Origin of the sequence: Pseudomonas sp. REST10, from assembly GCF_029542605.1 — a bacterium.
Classification (GTDB): domain Bacteria; phylum Pseudomonadota; class Gammaproteobacteria; order Pseudomonadales; family Pseudomonadaceae; genus Aquipseudomonas; species Aquipseudomonas khazarica.
Window position 1 is genome coordinate 4320427 of sequence record NZ_CP035677.1, and the last position, 19632, is coordinate 4340058.

The 19632-nt window shown below is 66.1% G+C and carries 20 protein-coding genes; 8 read left to right on the top strand and 12 right to left on the bottom strand.

The features are described 5' to 3' along the window. Positions 1–182: 182 nt before the first annotated feature. Together EWH21_RS20355 and EWH21_RS20360 are read left to right on the top strand one after the other, a co-directional pair. Positions 183–1142 carry a 2-oxoglutarate and iron-dependent oxygenase domain-containing protein gene (locus EWH21_RS20355; RefSeq protein ID WP_152489580.1) on the top strand — a complete coding sequence of 320 codons (960 nt, stop codon included), beginning with the start codon at positions 183–185 and terminating at the stop codon, positions 1140–1142. A 420-nt stretch (positions 1143–1562) separates the two neighbouring features. Beyond that, positions 1563–2510, top strand: a complete 948-nt coding sequence (locus EWH21_RS20360) for an adenosine deaminase (protein ID WP_152489581.1) — start codon at positions 1563–1565, stop codon at positions 2508–2510. A gap of 65 nt (positions 2511–2575) precedes the next feature. On the opposite strand, the gene EWH21_RS20365 is transcribed toward EWH21_RS20360, so the two are convergent. Both EWH21_RS20365 and EWH21_RS20370 read right to left on the bottom strand, forming a co-directional pair. Further along, positions 2576–3112, bottom strand: a complete 537-nt coding sequence (locus tag EWH21_RS20365; RefSeq protein ID WP_152489582.1) for a cytochrome b/b6 domain-containing protein — start codon at positions 3110–3112, stop codon at positions 2576–2578. Beyond that, positions 3112–3378, bottom strand: coding sequence for a PepSY domain-containing protein (locus tag EWH21_RS20370; protein WP_037051020.1), 267 nt, complete (start codon positions 3376–3378; stop codon positions 3112–3114). The genes EWH21_RS20365 and EWH21_RS20370 overlap by 1 nt, the downstream gene beginning before the upstream one ends. A gap of 203 nt (positions 3379–3581) precedes the next feature. On the opposite strand from EWH21_RS20370, the gene leuC reads away from it, so the two are divergent. Then, a complete protein-coding gene (gene leuC, locus EWH21_RS20375; protein ID WP_047589377.1) occupies positions 3582–4991 on the top strand; it encodes a 3-isopropylmalate dehydratase large subunit in 1410 nt (469 codons plus the stop codon). 14 nt (positions 4992–5005) lie between these two features. After that, positions 5006–5614: a 3-isopropylmalate dehydratase small subunit gene (gene leuD, locus EWH21_RS20380; RefSeq protein ID WP_277699186.1), complete on the top strand. Its 609-nt coding sequence runs from the start codon at positions 5006–5008 to the stop codon at positions 5612–5614. A gap of 50 nt (positions 5615–5664) precedes the next feature. Here leuD and EWH21_RS20385 read toward each other — a convergent pair whose 3' ends face one another. The 9 genes from EWH21_RS20385 to EWH21_RS20425 form a co-directional block, all read right to left on the bottom strand. Then, the gene (locus EWH21_RS20385; protein ID WP_152489584.1) at positions 5665–6543 is read right to left on the bottom strand and encodes an alpha/beta hydrolase; all 879 of its coding nucleotides are present in this window, start codon (positions 6541–6543) and stop codon (positions 5665–5667) included. 87 nt (positions 6544–6630) lie between these two features. Further along, on the bottom strand, positions 6631–7560 hold the full coding sequence (locus tag EWH21_RS20390; RefSeq protein ID WP_277699187.1) for a LysR substrate-binding domain-containing protein: 930 nt from the start codon (positions 7558–7560) through the stop codon (positions 6631–6633). A gap of 87 nt (positions 7561–7647) precedes the next feature. Further along, positions 7648–9732, bottom strand: a complete 2085-nt coding sequence (locus EWH21_RS20395; RefSeq protein WP_277699188.1) for a TonB-dependent copper receptor — start codon at positions 9730–9732, stop codon at positions 7648–7650. A 64-nt stretch (positions 9733–9796) separates the two neighbouring features. Continuing rightward, positions 9797–10171 carry a DUF2946 domain-containing protein gene (locus tag EWH21_RS20400; RefSeq protein WP_152489586.1) on the bottom strand — a complete coding sequence of 125 codons (375 nt, stop codon included), beginning with the start codon at positions 10169–10171 and terminating at the stop codon, positions 9797–9799. After that, complete coding sequence (locus tag EWH21_RS20405; RefSeq protein WP_037051032.1) at positions 10171–10665, bottom strand: copper chaperone PCu(A)C; 495 nt, start codon at positions 10663–10665, stop codon at positions 10171–10173. The genes EWH21_RS20400 and EWH21_RS20405 overlap by 1 nt, the downstream gene beginning before the upstream one ends. A 34-nt stretch (positions 10666–10699) precedes the next feature. Continuing rightward, positions 10700–12226 (bottom strand): PepSY domain-containing protein, encoded by a 1527-nt coding sequence (locus EWH21_RS20410; RefSeq protein WP_277699189.1) that lies wholly within the window; start codon positions 12224–12226, stop codon positions 10700–10702. A gap of 11 nt (positions 12227–12237) precedes the next feature. Next, complete coding sequence (locus tag EWH21_RS20415; protein ID WP_277699190.1) at positions 12238–14397, bottom strand: TonB-dependent receptor; 2160 nt, start codon at positions 14395–14397, stop codon at positions 12238–12240. 81 nt (positions 14398–14478) lie between these two features. Next, on the bottom strand, positions 14479–14862 hold the full coding sequence (locus EWH21_RS20420; RefSeq protein WP_277699191.1) for a DUF2946 domain-containing protein: 384 nt from the start codon (positions 14860–14862) through the stop codon (positions 14479–14481). A 106-nt stretch (positions 14863–14968) separates the two neighbouring features. Beyond that, a complete protein-coding gene (locus EWH21_RS20425) occupies positions 14969–15889 on the bottom strand; it encodes a LysR family transcriptional regulator (RefSeq protein ID WP_277699192.1) in 921 nt (306 codons plus the stop codon). Between the two features lie 107 nt (positions 15890–15996). Between EWH21_RS20425 and EWH21_RS20430 the strand changes: the two genes are divergently transcribed. From EWH21_RS20430 to EWH21_RS20440, 3 genes are all read left to right on the top strand, one after another. Next, positions 15997–16290, top strand: a complete 294-nt coding sequence (locus EWH21_RS20430; RefSeq protein ID WP_047591812.1) for a putative quinol monooxygenase — start codon at positions 15997–15999, stop codon at positions 16288–16290. An 18-nt stretch (positions 16291–16308) separates the two neighbouring features. After that, positions 16309–17325, top strand: a complete 1017-nt coding sequence (locus EWH21_RS20435; RefSeq protein ID WP_152489590.1) for a zinc-binding alcohol dehydrogenase family protein — start codon at positions 16309–16311, stop codon at positions 17323–17325. A 155-nt stretch (positions 17326–17480) separates the two neighbouring features. Next, positions 17481–17663 carry a hypothetical protein gene (locus EWH21_RS20440; protein ID WP_037051060.1) on the top strand — a complete coding sequence of 61 codons (183 nt, stop codon included), beginning with the start codon at positions 17481–17483 and terminating at the stop codon, positions 17661–17663. A 3-nt stretch (positions 17664–17666) separates the two neighbouring features. Here the strand turns inward: EWH21_RS20440 and EWH21_RS20445 are convergent, their stop codons facing one another. Continuing rightward, complete coding sequence (locus tag EWH21_RS20445; RefSeq protein WP_037051049.1) at positions 17667–18296, bottom strand: TetR family transcriptional regulator; 630 nt, start codon at positions 18294–18296, stop codon at positions 17667–17669. A 180-nt stretch (positions 18297–18476) separates the two neighbouring features. On the opposite strand from EWH21_RS20445, the gene EWH21_RS20450 reads away from it, so the two are divergent. Beyond that, positions 18477–19625: an efflux RND transporter periplasmic adaptor subunit gene (locus EWH21_RS20450; RefSeq protein ID WP_277699193.1), complete on the top strand. Its 1149-nt coding sequence runs from the start codon at positions 18477–18479 to the stop codon at positions 19623–19625. The last annotated feature ends 7 nt before the right edge of the window (positions 19626–19632 follow it).

The window sequence follows — 19632 nt, forward strand, 5'->3', positions numbered from 1 at the left end:
ACGGCCTGCGGCACCCGCCGCAGGCATCGCGGCCGAGGCAGACACCTCAGCCACGACGACTCGACCACCACCGATGCCGTCCCTGCCGATCCTCGGCAGAACCGCATCCAGGGGATCTCGTACGAGGTCCTTTTTCGCTGCCCTGGGTACGAGAAGACTCGCAGCAACTCCCCGGAGCTTTTATGAACAGCCTGCCCATCATCGATATCGCCCCCCTGTACAGCGACGACGCCTCCGCCTGGCCCGCCGTGGCCGAGGCCATCGACCGCGCCTGCCGCGACCGGGGCTTCTTCTACATCGTCGGCCACCCCATCGGCGGCGCGCGCATCGACGCCCTGCTGAGCGCGGCGAAGACCTTCTTTGCCCTGCCTGCCGAAGAGAAACTCAGGATCGACATCACCCAGACCGCTCATCACCGTGGCTACGGCGCGATCGCCACGGAACAGCTCGACCCGAACCAGCCGAGCGACCTGAAGGAAACCTTCGACATGGGCTTCCACATGCCTGCCGACCACCCCGAGGTGCTGGCCGGCAAACCGCTGCGCGGGCCGAACCGCCACCCGGATCTGCCGGGCTGGGCCGCACTGCTGGAACAGCACTACGAGGACATGCAGGACCTGGCCAGAACCCTGCTGCGCGCCATGGCCATGGCCCTGGACATCGACCGGGACTTCTTCGATGCGCGTTTCCACGAGCCGATCAGCGTACTGCGCATGATCCACTACCCACCGCGCCACACCGCCACCAGTGCCGATCAGCAAGGTGCCGGCGCGCACACCGACTACGGCTGCATCACCCTGCTCTACCAGGACGATGCCGGCGGCCTGCAGGTCCGCGCACGCGATGGCGAGTGGATCGACGCCCCGCCGATCGCCGGCAGCTTCGTGGTCAACATCGGCGACATGATGGCGCGCTGGAGCAACGACCGTTACACCTCCACGCCACATCGCGTGATCAGCCCGCTGGGAGTGGACCGCTACTCCATGCCGTTCTTCGCCGAACCGCATCCCGACACACTGATCGACTGCCTGCCGAACTGCTCCAGCGCGGACAACCCGCCCAGGTATTCGCCGGTGACCAGCGCCGAATACCTGCTGTCGCGCTTCGCCGATACCTACGCCTACCGGAGGGAAGAGGCATAGGGCTGCTTGCCTCGCTGGGTGGATGACGCTCTTCTCATCCACCGCTGCGGCAGCGGAACCTGCGCATCGGTGGACATGCAGAGCGATGTCCACCCTACGAGTGGATGACCTGCAAAGCGAATTCATTCGCGATGGCTACCGGCTCGGCGCCCGCGAACAGATCCTCTGGCGGCATGGCTGCGTAGGGTGGATGACGCTCTTCTCATCCACCGCTTCGGCAGCGGAACCTGCGCATCGGTGGACATGCTGAGCGATGCCCACCCTGCGTATGGATGGCCTGTGGGAGGGGCTTTAGCCGCGACAGCCGGCGGTCGGTCTGTCGCGGCTAAAGCGGATCGCCGCCCGGCCCTCCACGCAGCAAATTCCTGTCCCTGCGGTTAAACTTTACGACTACCTCAAGCCTGACCACGAGATCCGACCATGCCCGAATGGCTCAATGCCCTGCCCAAGGCCGAACTGCACCTGCACCTGGAGGGCTCGCTGGAGCCGGAACTGCTGTTCGCCCTGGCCGAACGCAACCAGATCGCCCTGCCCTGGAGCGATGTCGAGGCCCTGCGTGCGGCCTACGCGTTCAACAACCTGCAGGAGTTTCTCGATCTGTATTACGCCGGCGCCAACGTCCTGCGTACCGAGCAGGACTTCTACGACCTGACCTGGGCCTACCTGCAACGCTGCAAGGCGCAGAACGTCATCCACGTCGAACCCTTCTTCGATCCGCAGACCCACACCGACCGGGGCATTCCCTTCGAAGTGGTGTTGCGCGGCATCCAGCAGGCGCTGCGCGACGGCGAGCAGCAACTGGGCATCAGCCACGGCCTGATCCTCAGTTTCCTGCGCCACCTGCCCGAGGACGAGGCGTTCAAGACCCTGGAACAGGCGATGCCGTTCCGCGACGCCTTCATCGGCGTCGGCCTCGACAGTTCGGAAAAAGGCTTCCCGCCGCGCCTGTTCGAGCGGGTGTTCGCCAAGGCACGCAGCGAGGGCCTGCATGCGGTGGCACATGCCGGCGAGGAAGGGCCGCCCGAGTACATCTGGGAGGCGCTGGACCTGCTCAAGATCAAGCGAATCGACCACGGCGTACGCGCCATCGAGGACGAACGCCTGATGCAGCGTATCATCGACGAGCAGATCCCGCTGACCGTCTGCCCGCTGTCCAACATCAAGCTGTGCGTGTTCGAGCACATGAGCCAGCACAACATCCTGGAGATGCTCGAGCGCGGCGTGAAGGTGACGGTCAACTCGGATGATCCCGCCTATTTCGGCGGCTATGTCGGCGAGAACTTCGCCGCCCTGCATGAACACCTGGGCATGACCGAAGCGCAGGCCCGGCGCCTGGCGCAGAACAGCCTCGACGCGCGCCTGGCCTGAGCAAGAGCGTCGCCGCTGAAGCCCTTCCCACAACCGTGGGAGGGGCTTTAGCCGCGACCATAGGTTCAGTGCTCGTCCAGCTTGCGGCGCCTGCCGGTCACCATCGACAACGGCAGGTTGTCGCGCAAGCGGTAGCTCTCGAACAGCGCAGCGGCGACATGCAATCCAACCAGTGCCATCAGGGCATTGGCACAGAATTCGTGGATTTCCAGCGGCAGGTCGGCGCCCCAGAAGTAGTCGACCTCCTCCATCAGAAAGCCGGTCACACCCAGGCCGAGCATTAGCGCCATCATCAGGATCATCACCAGCGCCCCCAGCGGCGAATGCCCCAGGCGGTGATACGCTCGCCCGGACAGCAGCGCCCGCAGGTGCTCGCCCAGACGCGCAGGGGTTGGCCAGAAATCCGCCCAGCGCGCCGCCGGCGTACCGACGAAGCCCCACACCAGACGGATCACCAGCCAGGCCACGGCGTAGTAACCGAACCAGCGGTGCCAGTTCTCGCCTTCCTCGGTGAAGAAGTAGTTGGCCAGGAACGCGCCGGCCAGGGACCAGTGGAACAGGCGCACCACCGGGTCCCACAGGCGTACGGTCGCGCGGTTCATCAGCCTTCCACGTTGCTCTTGACCGGCTTGCCGCTGACCGGGTCGAAGTAGATTTCGACCTTCTTGCCGGCCTTGTCGAAGCCATAGATCTCGTAGCAGTTGCCGCTGGTGACCTTGAATTTCTTGATCTGGTAGCCCTCGGCCTTCAGCTCGCTCTGGAACTTGTCCTGGTCCTGCCACTGCGCCTGGTCAACGTTGGTGCATTGCGTGGCGGCGAAGCTTGCCGGGGCGGCCAGCAGCAGGGAAAGCAGAAACATCTGGTTCATCGTGTCGTCCTCGAAGCAGTGGAAAGTTGTTTGCTGCGGGGAGGCACTATCACGCCTGAACCTTAAGGCTGTATTAGCGCGCAGCGGGCTGTGCACACGATTCGTGGAGGCTGGCTCCACGGCGAGGCGGTTGATGACGAACGCCCCTCGGCCAATTCTTGGCCTGGGCGCTCGCCCCTTCTTCCACAACACGAGCCGTGACCATGAGCCAGCCAAGAACCCTGTACGACAAACACATCGACTCCCACACCGTCTGTACCCTGGATGATGCCGGGCATGTGCTGCTGTACATCGACCGCCAGGTGCTCAACGAGTACACCAGCCCGCAGGCATTCAGCGGGCTGCGCGAGTCGGGCCGGCCCGTCTGGCGCCCCGGCGCGCACCTGGCCGTGGTCGATCACGTCAACCCGACCGCAGCCAGCCGCACGAGCGAGATCGCCGACGCCGGTGGCGCGCGCCAGGTTGCCTATCTGGCGGAGAACTGCCGCGACTTCGCCATCGAACTGTTCGACCTTCTCGACCGCCGCCAGGGCATCGAACATGTGGTGGCCCCCGAGCAGGGCTTCATCCTGCCCGGCATGGTGGTCGCCGCCGGCGACAGCCACACCACCACCTACGGCGCCCTCGGTGCTTTCGGCTTCGGCATCGGCACGTCGCAGATCGAACATCTGCTGGCCTCGCAGACCCTGGTCTACAAACGCCTGCGGAGCATGCGCGTCCGCGTCGACGGCAAACTGCGACCCGGTGTGGTCTCCAAGGACATCATCATGGCGCTGATCGCGCGAATCGGCGCCTCCGGTGCCACCGGCTATGCCGTGGAGTTCTGCGGCGAGGCCATCGATGCCCTGAGCGTCGAGGCACGCATGACAGTGTGCAACATGGCCGTCGAAGCAGGTGCGCGCGGCGCGTTCATGGCACCGGACCAGAAGGTCTTCGATTATCTGGCGAACAGGCCGATGGCCCCCAAGGGCGAACGCTGGCAACAGGCACTGAGCCACTGGCGCCAGTTGCAGAGCGACCCTGGCGCGCAGTTCGACCGTGAAGTCCACATCGACGCATCGCAGCTACAGCCCATGGTCACCTGGGGCACCAGCCCGGATCAGGCACTCGCCATCGACGGCCGCATACCGGCGCCAAGCGAGCAGACGGACCCCATCCTGCGCCAGGACATGCAACGCGCCCTCGATTACATGGGACTGCAAGCCGGGCAGGCGCTGCAGGGCATCCGCATCGACCATGCGTTCATCGGCTCCTGCACCAACGCGCGCATCGAGGACCTCCGCCAGGTCGCCGAGGTGATCGGCAGGCGCCAGGTCGCCAGCCATGTACGCGCGATGATCGTTCCTGGCTCCACCGCCGTACGCGAGCAGGCCGAAGCCGAAGGCCTGGCCAGGCAATTCATCGAAGCCGGCTTCGAGTGGCGGCAGTCCGGCTGCTCCATGTGCCTGGCGATGAACGACGACGTGCTGCCAGCAGGCGCACGCTGTGCGTCCAGCACCAACCGCAATTTCGAGGGACGCCAGGGAGCGGGAGCCCGCACCCACCTGATGAGTCCGGCCATGGTCGCAGCTGCTGCGATTGCCGGACACCTGACCGATATCCGTTCACTCTGACCTGCGAGGTTCGCATGCAAGCCTTCACTCTCGTCAGCGGCAAGGCCGCTGCGCTGCCAGCAGCCAACATCGACACCGACGTGATCATGCCCAAGCAGTTCCTCAAGGGCATCGACCGCAGCGGCCTGGATCGCGGTCTGTTCTTCGACCTGCGTTTCCTTGCCGATGGCAACCCCAATCCGGCATTCATCCTCAACCATCCGCAGTGGCAAGGCGCCTGCTTCCTGGTCGTGGGGCCGAACTTCGGCTGTGGCTCCAGCCGCGAGCATGCCGTGTGGGGGCTCAGGCAACTGGGGATTCGCGCCCTGATCGGCAGCAGCTTCGCCGGCATCTTCCATGACAACTGCCAGCGCAACGGCGTGCTGACCATCAGCCTGCCGGTGCTGCAGGTGAACGAACTGAGCCGCCGGGTCAGCCAGGCCGAGCACAACCACCTCGACATCGACCTGGCCAGCCAGACCATCGCGCTCGGCGATGGCCGAGCCCTCGCGTTCGACATCGACCCGCTGCGCAAGCAGGCCTTGCTGCTGGGCCTGGACGCCATTGGCAGCACCCTGCAGCGCGCCGAACGGATTCGTCAGTTCGAACGCGATCATCTGCAGGCAAATCCCTGGCTGGCCTGAGCGCAAGCCAGGGGCAGGACCCTACGACGCTCGCGTCGTAGGGGGGCAGGTCAGGAATAGAGAAACGCCAGCACTTCCTCGAGCAGCACCTGCGGCACTTCTTCGGCGATGTAGTGCCCGCAGGGCAGCGCCTTGCCATGGACGTCCGCCGCGACCCGGCGCCACTCCTGCAACGGGTCGAAGCAGCGGCCAACGGTGCCTTCCGCGCCCCACAAGGCCAGCAGCGGCACACTCAGCTTGCGCCCGGCCTGCACATCGGCGCGATCATGTTCCAGGTCGATGCCAGCACTGGCGCGGTAGTCCTCGCACAGACCATGGGCAGTCCCCGGCAGGCTCAGGCAACGCAGATACTCGGCCAGCGCCTCGTCGGTGAAGGGTTTCATCCCGGCGCTACGCGCGCCCATCACGCTGCGCAGGTACAGTTCCGGGTTGGCTTCGATCAGGGTTTCCGGCAACGGCGCCGGGCGGATCAGGAAGAACCAGTGCCAGTAGGCACGCGCGAACGCCTCGCTGGTCTGTTCGTACATCGCCAGCGTCGGGGCGATATCCAGCGTGATCAGATGCTTCACCGCCTCGGGATGATCCTGTGCCAGGCGATGAGCGACGCGTGCGCCGCGATCATGTGCCAGGACATCGAAGCGAGAGAAACCGAGCGCCTTCATCAGCTCCAGCATGTCCAGCGCCATCTGCCGCTTGCTGTAGGCTTCGTGCCGTTCGCCACCGGCCGGCTTCGCGCTGTCGCCATAGCCACGCAGGTCCGCTGCCACCACCGTGAAGTGCCTGGCCAGCGGTTCGGCTACCTTGTGCCACATCGCGTGAGTCTGGGGATGACCATGCAGCAGCAACAACGCCTGCCCGCTGCCCCCTTTGCGATAGTGGATGCGTATGCCATTGACCTGGCACTGGCCTGTCTCGAAGGACGCGAACATGAGGCGAGTCTCCTTAACTGAACTGGGGAGCCTACATGCTAGGCCGCACGGCTCGGGCCACTAAGGTGCAAAGCGTGGCGGCGCCCTTCATGAATCGTGGCCAAATACCGGCAGCGCAGCCAGGTACTGCTCGAGAAACTCCACGCAGGCACGCAACCTGGCCGAATGGGCCAAGCGGGTCGGATACACGGCCCAGACATTGGCGCTCTGACGGTACTCCGGCAACACCTGCACCAGTGCGCCACTGGCCAGCAGCGGCTGCACTTCCCACTGCGAGCGCAGCATGATGCCGCGATCGGCCAGGGCCCAGGCCAGCACCACCTCACCACTGTTGGAGGACAGCGGCCCGTCGACCCGCACCGAATGCGCCTGCCCATGCCGCTCCAGGTGCCAGATGCCGAATGGATAGTCGCGCTCCTTGATCACCAGACAGTCGTGGGACTGCAGATCCTCCAGTTCCTGCGGACAGCCCCGGCGCTGCAGGTACGCCGGAGAGGCGCACAACATGCGGCCGTTGTCCGCCAGGCGTCGTCCAATGCACTGCCCCGGCAGGTCGTCACCGACTAGGATCTCCAGGTCGATGCCCTCGGCGACGATGTCCACCACCCGGTCGAACAGTTCGAGGCGAACGTTCAACTCGGGGTAGAGCTCGACCAGTCGCGCCAGCGCCGGCGCCAGGTGACTGCGGCCAAAGCCGAGGCTGCTGCTGATGCGCAACAGCCCTCGCGGCGTCTGCCGGGCCACGGACAGCTCATCGAACAACTCGTCCACATCGGCGAGGATGCGCAGCGCCCAGCGCTGGGTACGCTCGCCATCCTCGGTCAGCGCAACGCGCCGGGTGGTGCGATGCAGCAGGCGGGTGCCGAGGGTGGTTTCGAGGATCTGGATGCGCTTGCTGACGTATGCGGGCGACAAGCCGAGCTCCTCGGCCGCAGCCGCGAAGCTCTTCTTGCGAATGACGGTGAGGAAGACCCGCAGGTCCTCCGGCAAAGGGAAAGCGTCTCGTGCGCCACTCATGCAGCCTATCCACGGCAGGACAAAGTGGCAGGATACGGCGGCCAGGCAGCGAGGGTAACCCCATCCGGCCGCCGCCGTACGAGCAACTCAGAAGTCGTAATCGACCTTGGCCCAGAAGGTACGCCCCGGCTCGTCGATACGGGTGTCGCCGGGGAAGCCGAATCCGGCGTTGCCAGCCAGGTTGAGGTGCTCGGCGTAGCGCTTGTCGAACAGGTTGTCGACGCCGGCACTGAGCTTGACCTCGGAGGTCAGGCGATAGGCGCCGTTGAGCGAGAACACGCCGAAGCCGGCGCTCTCGTCGAGGTCCTGCCCCACCACATTGCCCCGCCCCTCGGCGATGCGCCCCTGGCCATCGACCACGCGCCACAGTGCGCCGACGCTCCAGTCGTCGCGCTGGTAGCTCAGTCCCAGGCGCGCCTCCAGCGGCGGCATCTGCGGCAGCGCCTCGTCGTCACTGCTGTTCTTGCCCCAGGCATAGGCCAGGGTCGCGTCAGCCTTCCAGTTGCTCGCGAAGCTGTAGGCCACGCCCAGCTCGCCACCCATGATGCGTGCATCGACATTGTCGGCACGGGTGTTCATGCCCCGGTAGTCGAACAGGATGTAGTCGCGAACCTGCCCGGCATAGGCCGAAGCCCAGGCTTGCAGCGCGTCGTTCTGGTACTGGATGCCGACATCCAGCTGGGTGGTCTTCTCCGGCTTGATGCCATCGAAGGCGTTGTCCGCACCGGCCGGACCATTGAGCCCGGCGGAGAACAGTTCCCAGTAATCGGGGAACCGCTGCACGTGGCCGATGCCGGCATAGACGGTGGTCGGTGAACCGGCCAGGTCATGCTCGTACCGCACGAAGCCGCTGGGCAGGGTGTCGGCCCGGGTCTCCCCCGCCGTCGGGTTGGCCGTGCTCATGCCCATCATGCTGCTGAAGCGCTGGCGGAAATCCTTCGCCGAGGCGCGGTCGAGGCGGGCGCCGGAGATCAGCCGATCACGCTCGGCCAGATTCCAGGTGGCCTCCGCGAACACGCCGTAGTTGTGCATCAGCGCATCCTTGTTCCACGGGTAGCGATCGGCATCGGTGTAGCCGCTCATCATGCTGTAGCTGGAACGACGCGCGCGGTGCTCGCTGCGCTGGGCGTCGACACCGGTGATCAGCTCGAGCTCGTCCCAGCGCCAGGTGGCGGCCAGGCGCGCACCGAGGGTGCGGCGGTCGACCTGCGAGGCCATCGGCATGGCCATCATGCTGCTCGGGTCCGGCACGCGCAGGCGAAAGTTGTCCATGATGTGGTCGGCATAGTTGTAGTAGACCTTGGCCTCCACCTTATCCAGCACGTCACCGAGGTTGCTGCGTTCGATACGCAGGCCGAGGCTTTCGCGCTTGAACTGGGTGCCATCCATGCCACGCCCGGCGTAGCGCGCCTCGCCATCGCCACGCCCGGCAGTGAGTTCGATCAGGCTGTCGTCATCCGGCGTCCAGCCCAGTGCCACATCGCCGTTCCACTTGTCCCAGCGCGAGGGGATGGTGTCGCCATTGCCGTTGTCGTAATCGTCCGAATGCGAGCGGTTGCCGGTGAACCGCAGGTAGCCCTGTGCGCCACCGACGGCGCCGTCGAGCGCCTGGTCGAAACGACCGTTGGAGCCGGCCAGCACGCTGGCATGCAGGCGCGCGCCCAGCTCGCCGAAACGCTCCGGTTCACGGTCGAAACGCACCACGCCCGCCGATGCACCGGGGCCCCAGATCACGGTCTGCGGGCCCTTGGTCACGGTCAGCAGGTCGAAGGTTTCCGGCGCGATGTAGGAACTGGGTGCATCCATCCGCCCCGGACAGGCTCCGATCATCTGCCCACCGTCGGTGAGCAGCAGCAGACGCGAACCGAACAGCCCGCGCAGCACCGGATCACTGTTGCTGCCGCCGCTGCGGATGGCGGAGAAACCGGGAATGGTCTTGAGATAGTCGGCGGCATCGCTGGCCGGCACCGGCTGGCGCGGGTCCTTGGGATCGGCCACCACGGTCAGAGGCGAGCTTTGCTGGATCGCCGTGATCACGCTGGGCGGCAGTTCATGCACAGCCTCCTCGGCATGAGCGGCAGCGATGGAACACAGGCCACAGGCGATGGCCAGGGCGGACAGGGGAAAACGAACGCGCACGGAAGCGGCGCCCGGAACGAAGGAAGCGGACATGCGGATACCTGAAAGTCGGTTTGCGAAGAGACCCGGCAAGGGTCTCGATAGCCAATGGATGACCTCAGATCGGCATCGGCGGCGCGCGTGACAACGCATCAGGGAAGTGCGCACTGGCCCGTGGCGGAGCCGGCCACTTGACGGTGGCCGGTTGCGCCAGCGGCAATCGCCCGAGCAGCGGCCAGGCGCCATCGGCCAGCACCGGGCAGTGCGAGAACAGCGAACAGTAGCCACAGGCATCGGCCTGCAGGACGGGCCGATGAGCCTCGACGGTCGCCGGCGCGCTGCCGGCTCCGTCATGACAGGCGAGTTCGTTCAGCCAGCGCCAGTCGGCCGGCTCGGCACGCAGTTGCGACGCCACGGGCGCCAGAACGATGAGGACGAACGCCAGCAGCCCGAGCCGGGCGGCGAGGTTTCGTCTGCGTGCCGTGAACAGCATCAGTGCTGGTGTTCGCCTTCGCCATGACCCGCAGCGTGGTCATGGGCGGCCGGTGCATCCTTCTGCACCGCGACTTCGACTTCGACATCGCCGGCCTTCTCGAAGGTCAGGGTCAGCGGGAAGCGTTCACCATCCTTGGCCTGCTGCTGCAGGTTGAACAGCATGACGTGGTAGCCCATGGGCTCGAACTTCACCTCGCCACCGGCGGGGATGGCCACGTCCTGCACCTGCTGCATCTTCATCACGCCATCGGCATGCAGGTGTTCATGCAGCTCGGCCTTGCCGGCGACCGGGGTGCTGACGCGGATCAGGCGGTCGGCTTCGCTGCCCTTGTTGTGCACCACGAAGTACGCCGCGGCGGTCGGTGCCACCGGCGGCATTTCGCGCGACCAGGGGTGGTCGATATGCAGTTGGCCGACCTCGTACTCGTGAGCTTGAGCGAACAGCGCCGGCAGCAACAGCGTCAGGCCGAGCAGGGTTTTCTTCAGGGTCATGGTATTACCTCCGGGTTTGAAATCGAATCATGGGTCAAGGGTACAACGTGTCACGGCGGCCAGCGCTGCGCGCAGGCCGAGCCCTGCTCGGCGACGGTCGCGGAAGACGACGCAGGCGACGCCAGCCCAGCAGCGTGCCGCTGAGACAGATGAGCAGGCCGCCCAGGCTAGCCAGCCACATCCAGCCATCCCACAGCGGCCGGTTCTGCAACAGCGGCAACCAGTCCCAGCTGTGCAACAGGGCGAACAACCAGCGCGACGTGCGCTGACCTGCGTCGAGCCGGCCCACTACCGACCCCGTGCGCGGATCGAGGTGCAGCCAGGTCTGTGCCGGGTCGTCGAAACGTATCCGCAGGACCGGCAACGGTCGCTCCAGATGACCGAGCATGCTGTGCTCAGCGCGGGCGTAGTAGTAGAAGTCGTAGGCGTTCAGGCGCTCGACCTGCAACCGGTCCTGCGGGCGGATCGCCTGCGCGGCGCGCAGCAGTTCCGCGTCCGTCAGGCCGTGCAGCAGCGTGCCGTCGCCATCCGCCGGCAGCAGCGCCGTGGCGCCACTGGCATCGACACCCTGCATATAGGCGCGCCCACCGACCAGACGCAAGTGCAGCTCACGTGCGTTCAGCCCCGCCTCGCGCAGGCGCACGATGGCCTGCTGCGCAGGTAGCGGGAACGCCTCGGCACGCAGCTCCGCGCCCTGGTAAGCGGCCATGTCGAGCGGCGTGGGCGTCGTGAACAGGCGCCAGGGGTTCATGGACATCAGGCCACTGAATATCCAGGTCAGCACCAGCGCGCCGAACGCCAGGCCGCCGATATGGTGCCAGCGGGCCAGCCCCCGATAGGGGCTGCGTGCGCCACTGCGATAGGGCTTGGCGAAACGCCAGCGCAGCAGGCCCACGACGATGCCCAACAGGGTCATCAGCGTGGCTGCCAGCGACAGGTAGATGACGATGTCGCCCCACCAGCGATCCAGCGTCCCGCCACGCAGCGGATACAGCCAGTGCAGCCAGGCACCCAGCCAATTCCAGCTGCGCTCGCTGGCCGTCGCATCACGCACCACCTCACCGCTGTGGCTGGAAACGTAGAGCAGCGTGCCATCGTCCAGTTCGACACGATGCAATGGACGGTCCGCATCCAGCGCACGGGAGTGGGTCCAGGCGTCCTCGTCCACCAGCCCCTGGTAGGAGGCGCCACGTCCGGGGGCGAACTGCCGCGCCGCAGCCCGTGCAGCCTGTTCGTCGACGCCAGCCAGGCGCTGGCCGCTGCGCGCATCGACAGCCAGCACGCGCTGGCCATAGCGCAGCAGGTAGCGGGGCTGGCCAGCGACGGTGGTCAGGCGCACGGCCGCCGGTGCCTGCCGTTCATCGGCGGCTGCCAGCACCTGTGCCAGGGGCACGCAGCAGTCCTCGGCGGACAACGCCGGCAGCTGCGCCAGGTGCTCGCGCGGGGTCAGCTTGGGATAGCCCACGTACATCATCACCAGCCCGGAGACGAACCACAGCGCCATCAGCAGGCACAGACCGATACCCAGCCAGCGATGCCACAGGTAGAGGTAGCGTTTCATAGCTGCTCTCGTCAGAACCGCGACTGCAAGGCCAGCTCGAACGAGCGCGGCGCCCCGAGGAACAGCATGTCGCTGCTGGCCCAGCTGGCGTACACCTCATCGGTGAGGTTGCGCGCGCGCAGCGTCAGGCGGCTGTCGGCGTCGACCCGATAGCTGACGAAGGCGCCGTACAAGGTATAGGCAGGCGCCTTCAACTGATTCGCTGCATCGGCATACACGGAGGCGACGTGGCGGCTGTCGACACCGACCTGCCAGCGTGGCGCCAGGTCATAGGTCAGCCACAGGTTGGCCACCTGGTCCGGCACGTTGGTCGGCGTATTGCCCTTGCGTGATACCGACTGGCCGGCGACGTTCTCGTTGAACGCGTCGTACTGGGCATCGAGCCAGGCCAGGTTGGCCTCGGCCAGCAGGCGCGGGGTGACCCGCAGCGCCGCGGCGATTTCCAGCCCGAGGGTCGACTGCTTGCCGACGGCCAGTGTCTGCCCGGGGTTCGCGGGGTCGCGCGTGGCCAGGTTCTCCCGCTCGATCCGGTAGGCCGCCAGCGTTGCCGACCCTCGTCCGGCGAGAAAGTCGAACTTGCTGCCCACCTCCAGCTGCCGCCCTTTGGTCAGGTCGAAATCCTGCACCTGGCTGAGGCTCGCCGTGGTCAGGATGCCAGCGGGCGGGTCGGCCGCCGTGCTGTATTGCACGTAGACGTTGGCCGCCGGGGTGAGCGCGTAGATCAAGCCCACTCGCCCGGTGGTCGGCTCGTATTCGCGGGAGAAGAACGCCGGGTTGCTCGCCGTGGCGGCCTGGTGGTTGGTGACCTCCAGATCGATGCGGTCGTGACGCAGCCCGGTGAGCAGCGACAGGCGCTCCGTCAGTTGCAGGCGGTTCTCGACGAACAGTGCCCAGGTATCGACCTGATTGGTGCGCTGCCGGGCATAACCGGGGCTCATCCCCGGCAGGTCGAAGAAATTCCCCGGAGTGAAGTGCTCGGCATCGACCACGCCGAAGGGGCCGGACACCGAGCGGGGGTAGCGCGTCTGCACATTGTGGCTGTAGTCGACACCCACCGCCCATTCGCTCGACAGCCCGAACAGCCCGTGCTGATGGCGCAGTTCCAGGCGGTTGCCGTTGAGCTCCTGATCATGACGTTGCAGCAGGGCATTGCTGCGCTGCACCTGGCTGTTGCTGGCATCGGTATAGGCGTAAGTCTCGAGGTTGCGGTACTCACGCAGGGCGTTGTAGTGGTACAGCGTATTGAGCACGCGGGTCGCGTCGCTGAAGCGGTACTCGGTCATGGAGCGCAACCAGCGCACGCGTTGCTCGTAGCGCCCGTCCTCCACGTTGTAGTTCTCGAAACGCCGACTCTCGTCCACCTTGAGATCGCCCGTGCGCCCCTTCAGCACCGGGCTGCCCCAGTACGGGCTGTCGACTTTCTCCTCCTGGTATTCCAGCGCCAGGGTGTGAGACAGCTGCTCGGTGAAATCCGTCAGCAGCGAGAACGCACTGGTCCAGGCCTCGCGCTGTTCCCGGTCGACGTAGCCGTTGCTGGCGCTGCGACTGACATCCAGACGCACGTGGTTGTAGTCGCCCAGCGGCTGATTGAAGCCGTAGGCCAGCTCGTTGCTGTCGAACGAGCCATAGCGGATTCGCCCCTCGCTGAAGGCTTCGTCACGGCTGGCCAGCTTGGTCACGTAGTTGAGCGAGCCACCCACCGCGCCAGCGCCATTGAGAAAGCCGGACGCACCACCCACGGCCTCGACACGCTCATAGATCCAGCCATCCACGGGACGCGCGGCAATCGCGTCGTACTGCACGGTGATGCCATTGAACATCTGCGTCACCTGGCTTCCGGTGAAGCCACGCCAGGAAACCGCCCCCGCGAAGCCAGGTGGAGCCGCAGCAACCACACCCGGCACGCCCATGAGCATCTGCTGCGTGTTCTCGGCGCCGCGCCGCTCGATCTGCTCGCGGGTCACCACGCTGACCGAAGCCGGCGTCTCCCGCGGTGTGAGGCCGAGACGCGAGGCACTCTCGGCCGTTACGTCGAGGGAAAGCGCCGAGGCGGGCGCGGCGGCGGCACGGACCTCGGTGTCGGGGAGCGTGACGGCCTGCTCGGCCCACAGCATGGGGGAACACGTGCACAACAATACCGCGCTCGATGCGCGGGAGAACGACTTGGACATAGCCTGTTGTTTTCCTGAAAACCAGAACGACAGCGCCGGCCAGACAAGGCCGCAGCGCATGCAACGCAGGAGTGGCGCGGATCAGGAAAGGGGTGAGGCGCGGGGGTTGGCCGATGGCCAGAGGTAGCGGATGGTGCGGGGGATGTGCAGTGTCAGCAGCGGCCTTGCGCGGTCGCTGGCGAGCAGCCCCAGCAAGCCGAAGAAGGCGGCGAGAATGATCGCCGTGAACAGGCTGCTCAGTGCACAGCCCGTGCCGGTCGCGGGGTTCGGCGGGACGATGCCGGAGCCGTCGAGGTCGGCGCCCGCACCGAAGTTGCCATCGAAGGAGCAATACTGGCCATCCAGGCCACTGAGCTGCATGCCGGCCATCTGACCGTGACTGATCGCGCAGACGAACGCACCGAACAGAATGCTGAAGTACAGCACCCAGGCGGTCAGTGAGCGGTCTTTGCGAGCCAGTTTCATGGGGCGCGACTCTAAACAGAGGATGTCAGCACGACACTGCGGTGCGTTGCCGCAGGCATTTGCTGCGGGAGTCTAGCAGAGGCCGCCGCGACTATCGCGCGCGTTCTCAACACGCTTGCCAGGGTGCCGCGTCCAGCAACCGCCGGCAACGCAACTGCACGAACTCGCGCAGCAGGTGCACGGCCTTGCTCAGCTGTGCGCGATGGGCACACACGAGATACAGCGGCGTCGCCTCGCCGAGCCAGCCTGGCAGCAACACCTGCAGCCGGCCCTCGCGCACATCCTCGGCGACGTCCAGCCAGGACTTGTACACCACGCCCTGCCCGGCAATGGCCCAGCGGCGGGTGACATCGGCATCGTCGCAGACCCGGTCGCCGCTGACGTGCAGGACGCTTTCGCGCTTGCCGTCGTGAAAGCGCCAGCGGTCGTGCACACGGCCGTGCAGCATGTACAGCAGGCAGTTGTGCTGATGCAGCTCCTCCACCGTCCGTGGCGCCCCGTGACAGGCCAGATAGGCCGGTGAGGCGCAGAGCACCCGGCGGTTGTCGGGGGCCACGGGCAGCGCCACCAGGCTGGAGTCTTCCGGCGCACCATAGCGCAGTGCAATGTCCACGGGCTCGCGAAACAGGTCGGCGACGCGGTCGGCCAGCAGCAGACGCAGTTGCAGCTGCGGGTGCTCGCCCTGGAACTCGTCGAGCCAGGGCAGCAACGTGTTGCGCCCGAGGTCGGACGGCGCCGACAGCTGCAGCACACCGCGAATGCCCTCCTGGCTGCCGGCCAGTTGCTGGCGCCCCTCCTCCAGGCTCTGCAGCGCCAGGCGCGCATGCACCAGGTACAGCTCGCCCTCGGGCGTCAGGCGCAGGCTGCGTGTGGAGCGCGCCAGCAGGCGCACCTGCAGTTGCTGCTCCAGGCGTTTCAGCGCGGCGCTGGCGACCGCCGGCGATACGTCCAGCACACGGGCGGCGGCGGACAGGCTGCCGGTCTCGGCAGTGCGAACGAACAGGTGCAGATCATCGAGACGCAGCATGGCAGCCCAACTTTCAAAAAAATAATGAAAGAGACTCTACTAGCAGCTTCTTTTTCTCGCCACACCAATAAACGAGCATGCACCTGTACCGCCAACGGAGCGCCCCGATGCCTACCCCAGTCACCCTCATCGCCACGATCAACAGCCTGCCGGGCCACGCCGAAGCCGTAGCCGCCGGCCTGCAGGCACTGGTCGTCGCCAGCAACGCCGAAGCCGGCTGCCAACGCTATGAGCTGCACGCCAACCCGGCCAACCCGCAGCAGTTCGTGATGCTCGAACAATGGCGCGACGACGCCGCCCTCGAGCTGCACCGCAATGCGCCGCACTTCCAGCATTTCACCCAGACCTTCGCTGCACGGCTCGCCAGCATCGAGCTGCTGCCCCTGCAGCGTCTTGCCTGAACCACCGAGAGGCCCCTCATGAAAGCCGTCGCCTACTACCAACCCCTCCCCGCCGAACACCCCGAAGCCCTGCAGGACGTGCAACTGGCCGAGCCGGTACCCGGCCCGCGCGACCTGCTGGTCGAGGTCCGCGCCATTTCGGTCAACCCGGTCGACACCAAGATCCGTCAGGGCGTCACGCCGGCGGACGGCGCCGCCAGGGTGCTCGGCTGGGACGCCAGCGGCGTGGTCAAGGCCGTGGGCAGCGAGGTCAGCCTGTTCCAGCCGGGCGACCGGGTGTTCTACGCTGGCGCCATCGACCGGGCCGGCGCCAACAGCGAGCTGCATGTGGTCGACGAGCGCATCGTCGGTCATATGCCCAGCAGCCTGTCCTTCGCCGACGCGGCGGCCCTGCCGCTGACCGCGATCACCGCCTGGGAACTGCTGTTCGAACGCCTGCAGATCAGCGAAGGCTCGGCCAACCAGAACCAGACCCTGCTGATCGTCGGTGCCGCCGGAGGCGTCGGCTCGATCCTCACCCAGCTGGCTCGCCGCCTGACCGGCCTGACCGTGATCGGCACCGCATCGCGCGCGCAGACCCAGGCCTGGGTGCGCGAACTGGGAGCCCACCACGTGATCGACCACAGCAAGCCGCTGAGCGAGGAACTGGCGCGCATCGGCGTCGGCCAGGTGACCCACGTCGCCAGCCTGACCCAGACCGAGCAGCACTACGAGCAACTGATCGAGGCGCTGGAGCCCCAGGGCCGCCTGGCGCTGATCGACGACCCCGTGCAGCCGCTGGACGTGATGAAGCTCAAGCGCAAGAGCCTGTCGCTGCACTGGGAGCTGATGTTCACCCGCTCGCTGTACCAGACCGAGGACATGATCGAGCAGCACCGCCTGCTGGAGCGCGTGTCCAGCCTGGTCGACAGTGGCGTGCTGCGCACCACCCTGGGCGAGCACTTCGGCCGCATCGACGCCGCCAACCTGCGCCGCGCCCATGCCCTGCTGGAGAGTGGCAAGGCCAGGGGCAAAATCGTCCTCGAAGGTTTCTGAGCGACGCCAGACAACCGCCCCGGTGCGCCTCGCGCGACCGGGCAGCGGTTATTCAGCCGGGCACGGCCAAGCCTTGATCCACGTCAGCAAACAGTCATGTGATGGGACTAGCATGACCTCTCCTGCCACAAGCCTCAGCTCAGGAGATGGTCAGCATGAACATTCTCGTTCAACCGCACGCTCAAGGTGGCGCCTGCCTCTGGCAGGTACGCCTGGACCAGCATTGCGTGAGTTTTCGCAGTGAAGAGGAAGCACGCCAGTTCGTCGCCAAGCTGGAAGCCCGGCTGCGCGCACCGCACAAATTGCCGGACCTGCCCGCATACCGCCAGGCGAGCTGAGCCTCAGCTGCGCCGCAGGGCCGGGCTGAGCAGCATGTGCATCAGCGTGTCGATCAGCGCAGGGGCCTGCACGACCAAGTCGAAGTTGGGAACCAGCAGCCAGTTGGCCTCGATGCCTTCCATATAGGCATGCAGGCAAACGGCCGCACGTTCGCAGTCCAGGTCTTCCGGTAGCTGGCCCTTGTTCACGGCATTGCTCAGGGCCTTGGCGATGCGCTGGTCGCACTCGATGCTGAGCGCCTGCAGGCGTTCGCGCAGGTCGACCAGCTCTCCGGTGTACTCGCATTTGTAACGCAGGATGTCATGGGCACGGCGTGTCTGCTCATCCTCGGCCAGGCGGGTAAGGGCCTTTATCAGCAGTTCGCGCATGCATCCGAGGGGGTCCGGTTCGTCCTCGCTCTCGGTGGCGCGAGCCAATTCCTCGAGCGGTAGACGCAGGCGCTCGAGCATGGCCTGAAACAGGTCTATCTTGTTCTCGAAGTGCCAGTAGATGGCGCCACGACTGACTCCAGCCTCCTTGGCCACCTCCGCCAGGGACGCACGGGAAACGCCCTGGGCATGGAACACCCGCTCGGCCGCGTCGAGTATCTGGACGCGTGTCGCCTGCGCTTCCTCTTTGGTTCTTCTGGCCATCTGTCTACCTGCATTTCTGTTGCCATTACCCCCGACTCAGGGAGGACAAACGAGAGTATGCAGGCAGGTTTAGGCATTTACAAACATTCACGTATGTAAGTATATTCTCGGCCTACCCCCTTGCCTTCGCCCCTCTTTGCCCTCCGGGTACTGATTTCAATTAAAACGAGGTTTCTTCAGATGCACACGAAGCCAGCCTTCGCCGCCTTGGTTTCCGCCGTCGCTTTGGCTCTGCTCAGCCTCACCGGCTGTCAGGAAGACAGCGCACCACAAGCTCAGCAAGCCCCTCAGGTCGGTGTGGTTACCCTGCAACCCCAACCATTTGCGCTGACCACCGAAGTGCCGGGCCGCACCTCGGCCTATCGCATCGCCGAAGTCCGCCCGCAGGTCAACGGCATCATCCAGAAACGCCTGTTCACCGAAGGCAGTGAAGTCAAGGCCGGCCAGCAGCTGTACCAGATCGACCCGGCCATGTACGAGGCCGCGTACAAGAGCGCCCAGGCCACGCAGATTTCCGCCAAGTCGCTGGCCGATCGCTACAAGCTGCTGGTCGCCGACAAGGCCGTCAGCCAGCAGGCCTATGACGAGGCTCGCGCCGCCGGCCTGCAGGCCGACGCCGCGCTGGAACAGGCACGCATCGACCTGCGCTACACCAAGGTACTGGCACCGATCAGCGGCCGCATCGGCCGTTCCGGCGTGACCGAAGGCGCGCTGGTCACCAGCGGCCAGACCATGGCCATGGCCACCATCCAGCAACTCGACCCGATCTACGTCGACGTCACCCAGTCGAGCAAGGACCTGCTCGCCCTGCGCGCCGACCTCGCCGCGGGCCGCCTGCAGAAAGCCGGCGACAACTCGGCCAAGGTGCAGCTGGTGCTGGAAGACGGCAGCCACTACGCCCACGAAGGCACCCTGGAGTTTTCCGAAGTGGCCGTCGACGAAGGCACCGGCTCGGTGACCCTGCGTGCGGTGTTCCCCAACCCCGACCATCTGCTGCTGCCGGGCATGTTCGTGCACGCCGAACTGCTGGCGGGCGTCAAGCAGCAGGCGATTCTCGCTCCGCAGCAAGGCATCACCCGTAACCAGCGCGGCGAACCGACCGCCCTGGTGGTCAACGCCGAGAACAAGGTCGAGCAGCGCGTACTCAAGGCCAGCCGCACCGTCGGCAGCGCCTGGTTGGTCGAGGATGGCCTCGACGAAGGCGACCGTCTGATCACCGAGGGCCTGCAGTTCGTGCAGCCTGGCGTCGAGGTCAAGGCCGTGCCGGCGGGCAACGTCAAGACCGAACAGAAGGCAGACGATGCCAAGCCAGGCAACGGCCAGGGCTGAACGGAGA

Excerpts from the sequence above, each read along its gene's own strand:
- EWH21_RS20355 (WP_152489580.1), top strand. The coding sequence starts at position 183 with ATGAACAGCCTGCCCATCATCGATATCGCCCCCCTGTACAGCGACGAC.
- EWH21_RS20360 (WP_152489581.1), top strand. The coding sequence starts at position 1,563 with ATGCCCGAATGGCTCAATGCCCTGCCCAAGGCCGAACTGCACCTGCAC.
- EWH21_RS20365 (WP_152489582.1), bottom strand. The coding sequence starts at position 3,112 with ATGAACCGCGCGACCGTACGCCTGTGGGACCCGGTGGTGCGCCTGTTC.
- EWH21_RS20370 (WP_037051020.1), bottom strand. The coding sequence starts at position 3,378 with ATGAACCAGATGTTTCTGCTTTCCCTGCTGCTGGCCGCCCCGGCAAGC.
- leuC (WP_047589377.1), top strand. The coding sequence starts at position 3,582 with ATGAGCCAGCCAAGAACCCTGTACGACAAACACATCGACTCCCACACC.
- leuD (WP_277699186.1), top strand. The coding sequence starts at position 5,006 with ATGCAAGCCTTCACTCTCGTCAGCGGCAAGGCCGCTGCGCTGCCAGCA.
- EWH21_RS20385 (WP_152489584.1), bottom strand. The coding sequence starts at position 6,543 with ATGTTCGCGTCCTTCGAGACAGGCCAGTGCCAGGTCAATGGCATACGC.
- EWH21_RS20390 (WP_277699187.1), bottom strand. The coding sequence starts at position 7,560 with ATGAGTGGCGCACGAGACGCTTTCCCTTTGCCGGAGGACCTGCGGGTC.
- EWH21_RS20395 (WP_277699188.1), bottom strand. The coding sequence starts at position 9,732 with ATGTCCGCTTCCTTCGTTCCGGGCGCCGCTTCCGTGCGCGTTCGTTTT.
- EWH21_RS20400 (WP_152489586.1), bottom strand. The coding sequence starts at position 10,171 with ATGCTGTTCACGGCACGCAGACGAAACCTCGCCGCCCGGCTCGGGCTG.
- EWH21_RS20405 (WP_037051032.1), bottom strand. The coding sequence starts at position 10,665 with ATGACCCTGAAGAAAACCCTGCTCGGCCTGACGCTGTTGCTGCCGGCG.
- EWH21_RS20410 (WP_277699189.1), bottom strand. The coding sequence starts at position 12,226 with ATGAAACGCTACCTCTACCTGTGGCATCGCTGGCTGGGTATCGGTCTG.
- EWH21_RS20415 (WP_277699190.1), bottom strand. The coding sequence starts at position 14,397 with ATGTCCAAGTCGTTCTCCCGCGCATCGAGCGCGGTATTGTTGTGCACG.
- EWH21_RS20420 (WP_277699191.1), bottom strand. The coding sequence starts at position 14,862 with ATGAAACTGGCTCGCAAAGACCGCTCACTGACCGCCTGGGTGCTGTAC.
- EWH21_RS20425 (WP_277699192.1), bottom strand. The coding sequence starts at position 15,889 with ATGCTGCGTCTCGATGATCTGCACCTGTTCGTTCGCACTGCCGAGACC.
- EWH21_RS20430 (WP_047591812.1), top strand. The coding sequence starts at position 15,997 with ATGCCTACCCCAGTCACCCTCATCGCCACGATCAACAGCCTGCCGGGC.
- EWH21_RS20435 (WP_152489590.1), top strand. The coding sequence starts at position 16,309 with ATGAAAGCCGTCGCCTACTACCAACCCCTCCCCGCCGAACACCCCGAA.
- EWH21_RS20440 (WP_037051060.1), top strand. The coding sequence starts at position 17,481 with ATGAACATTCTCGTTCAACCGCACGCTCAAGGTGGCGCCTGCCTCTGG.
- EWH21_RS20445 (WP_037051049.1), bottom strand. The coding sequence starts at position 18,296 with ATGGCCAGAAGAACCAAAGAGGAAGCGCAGGCGACACGCGTCCAGATA.
- EWH21_RS20450 (WP_277699193.1), top strand. The coding sequence starts at position 18,477 with ATGCACACGAAGCCAGCCTTCGCCGCCTTGGTTTCCGCCGTCGCTTTG.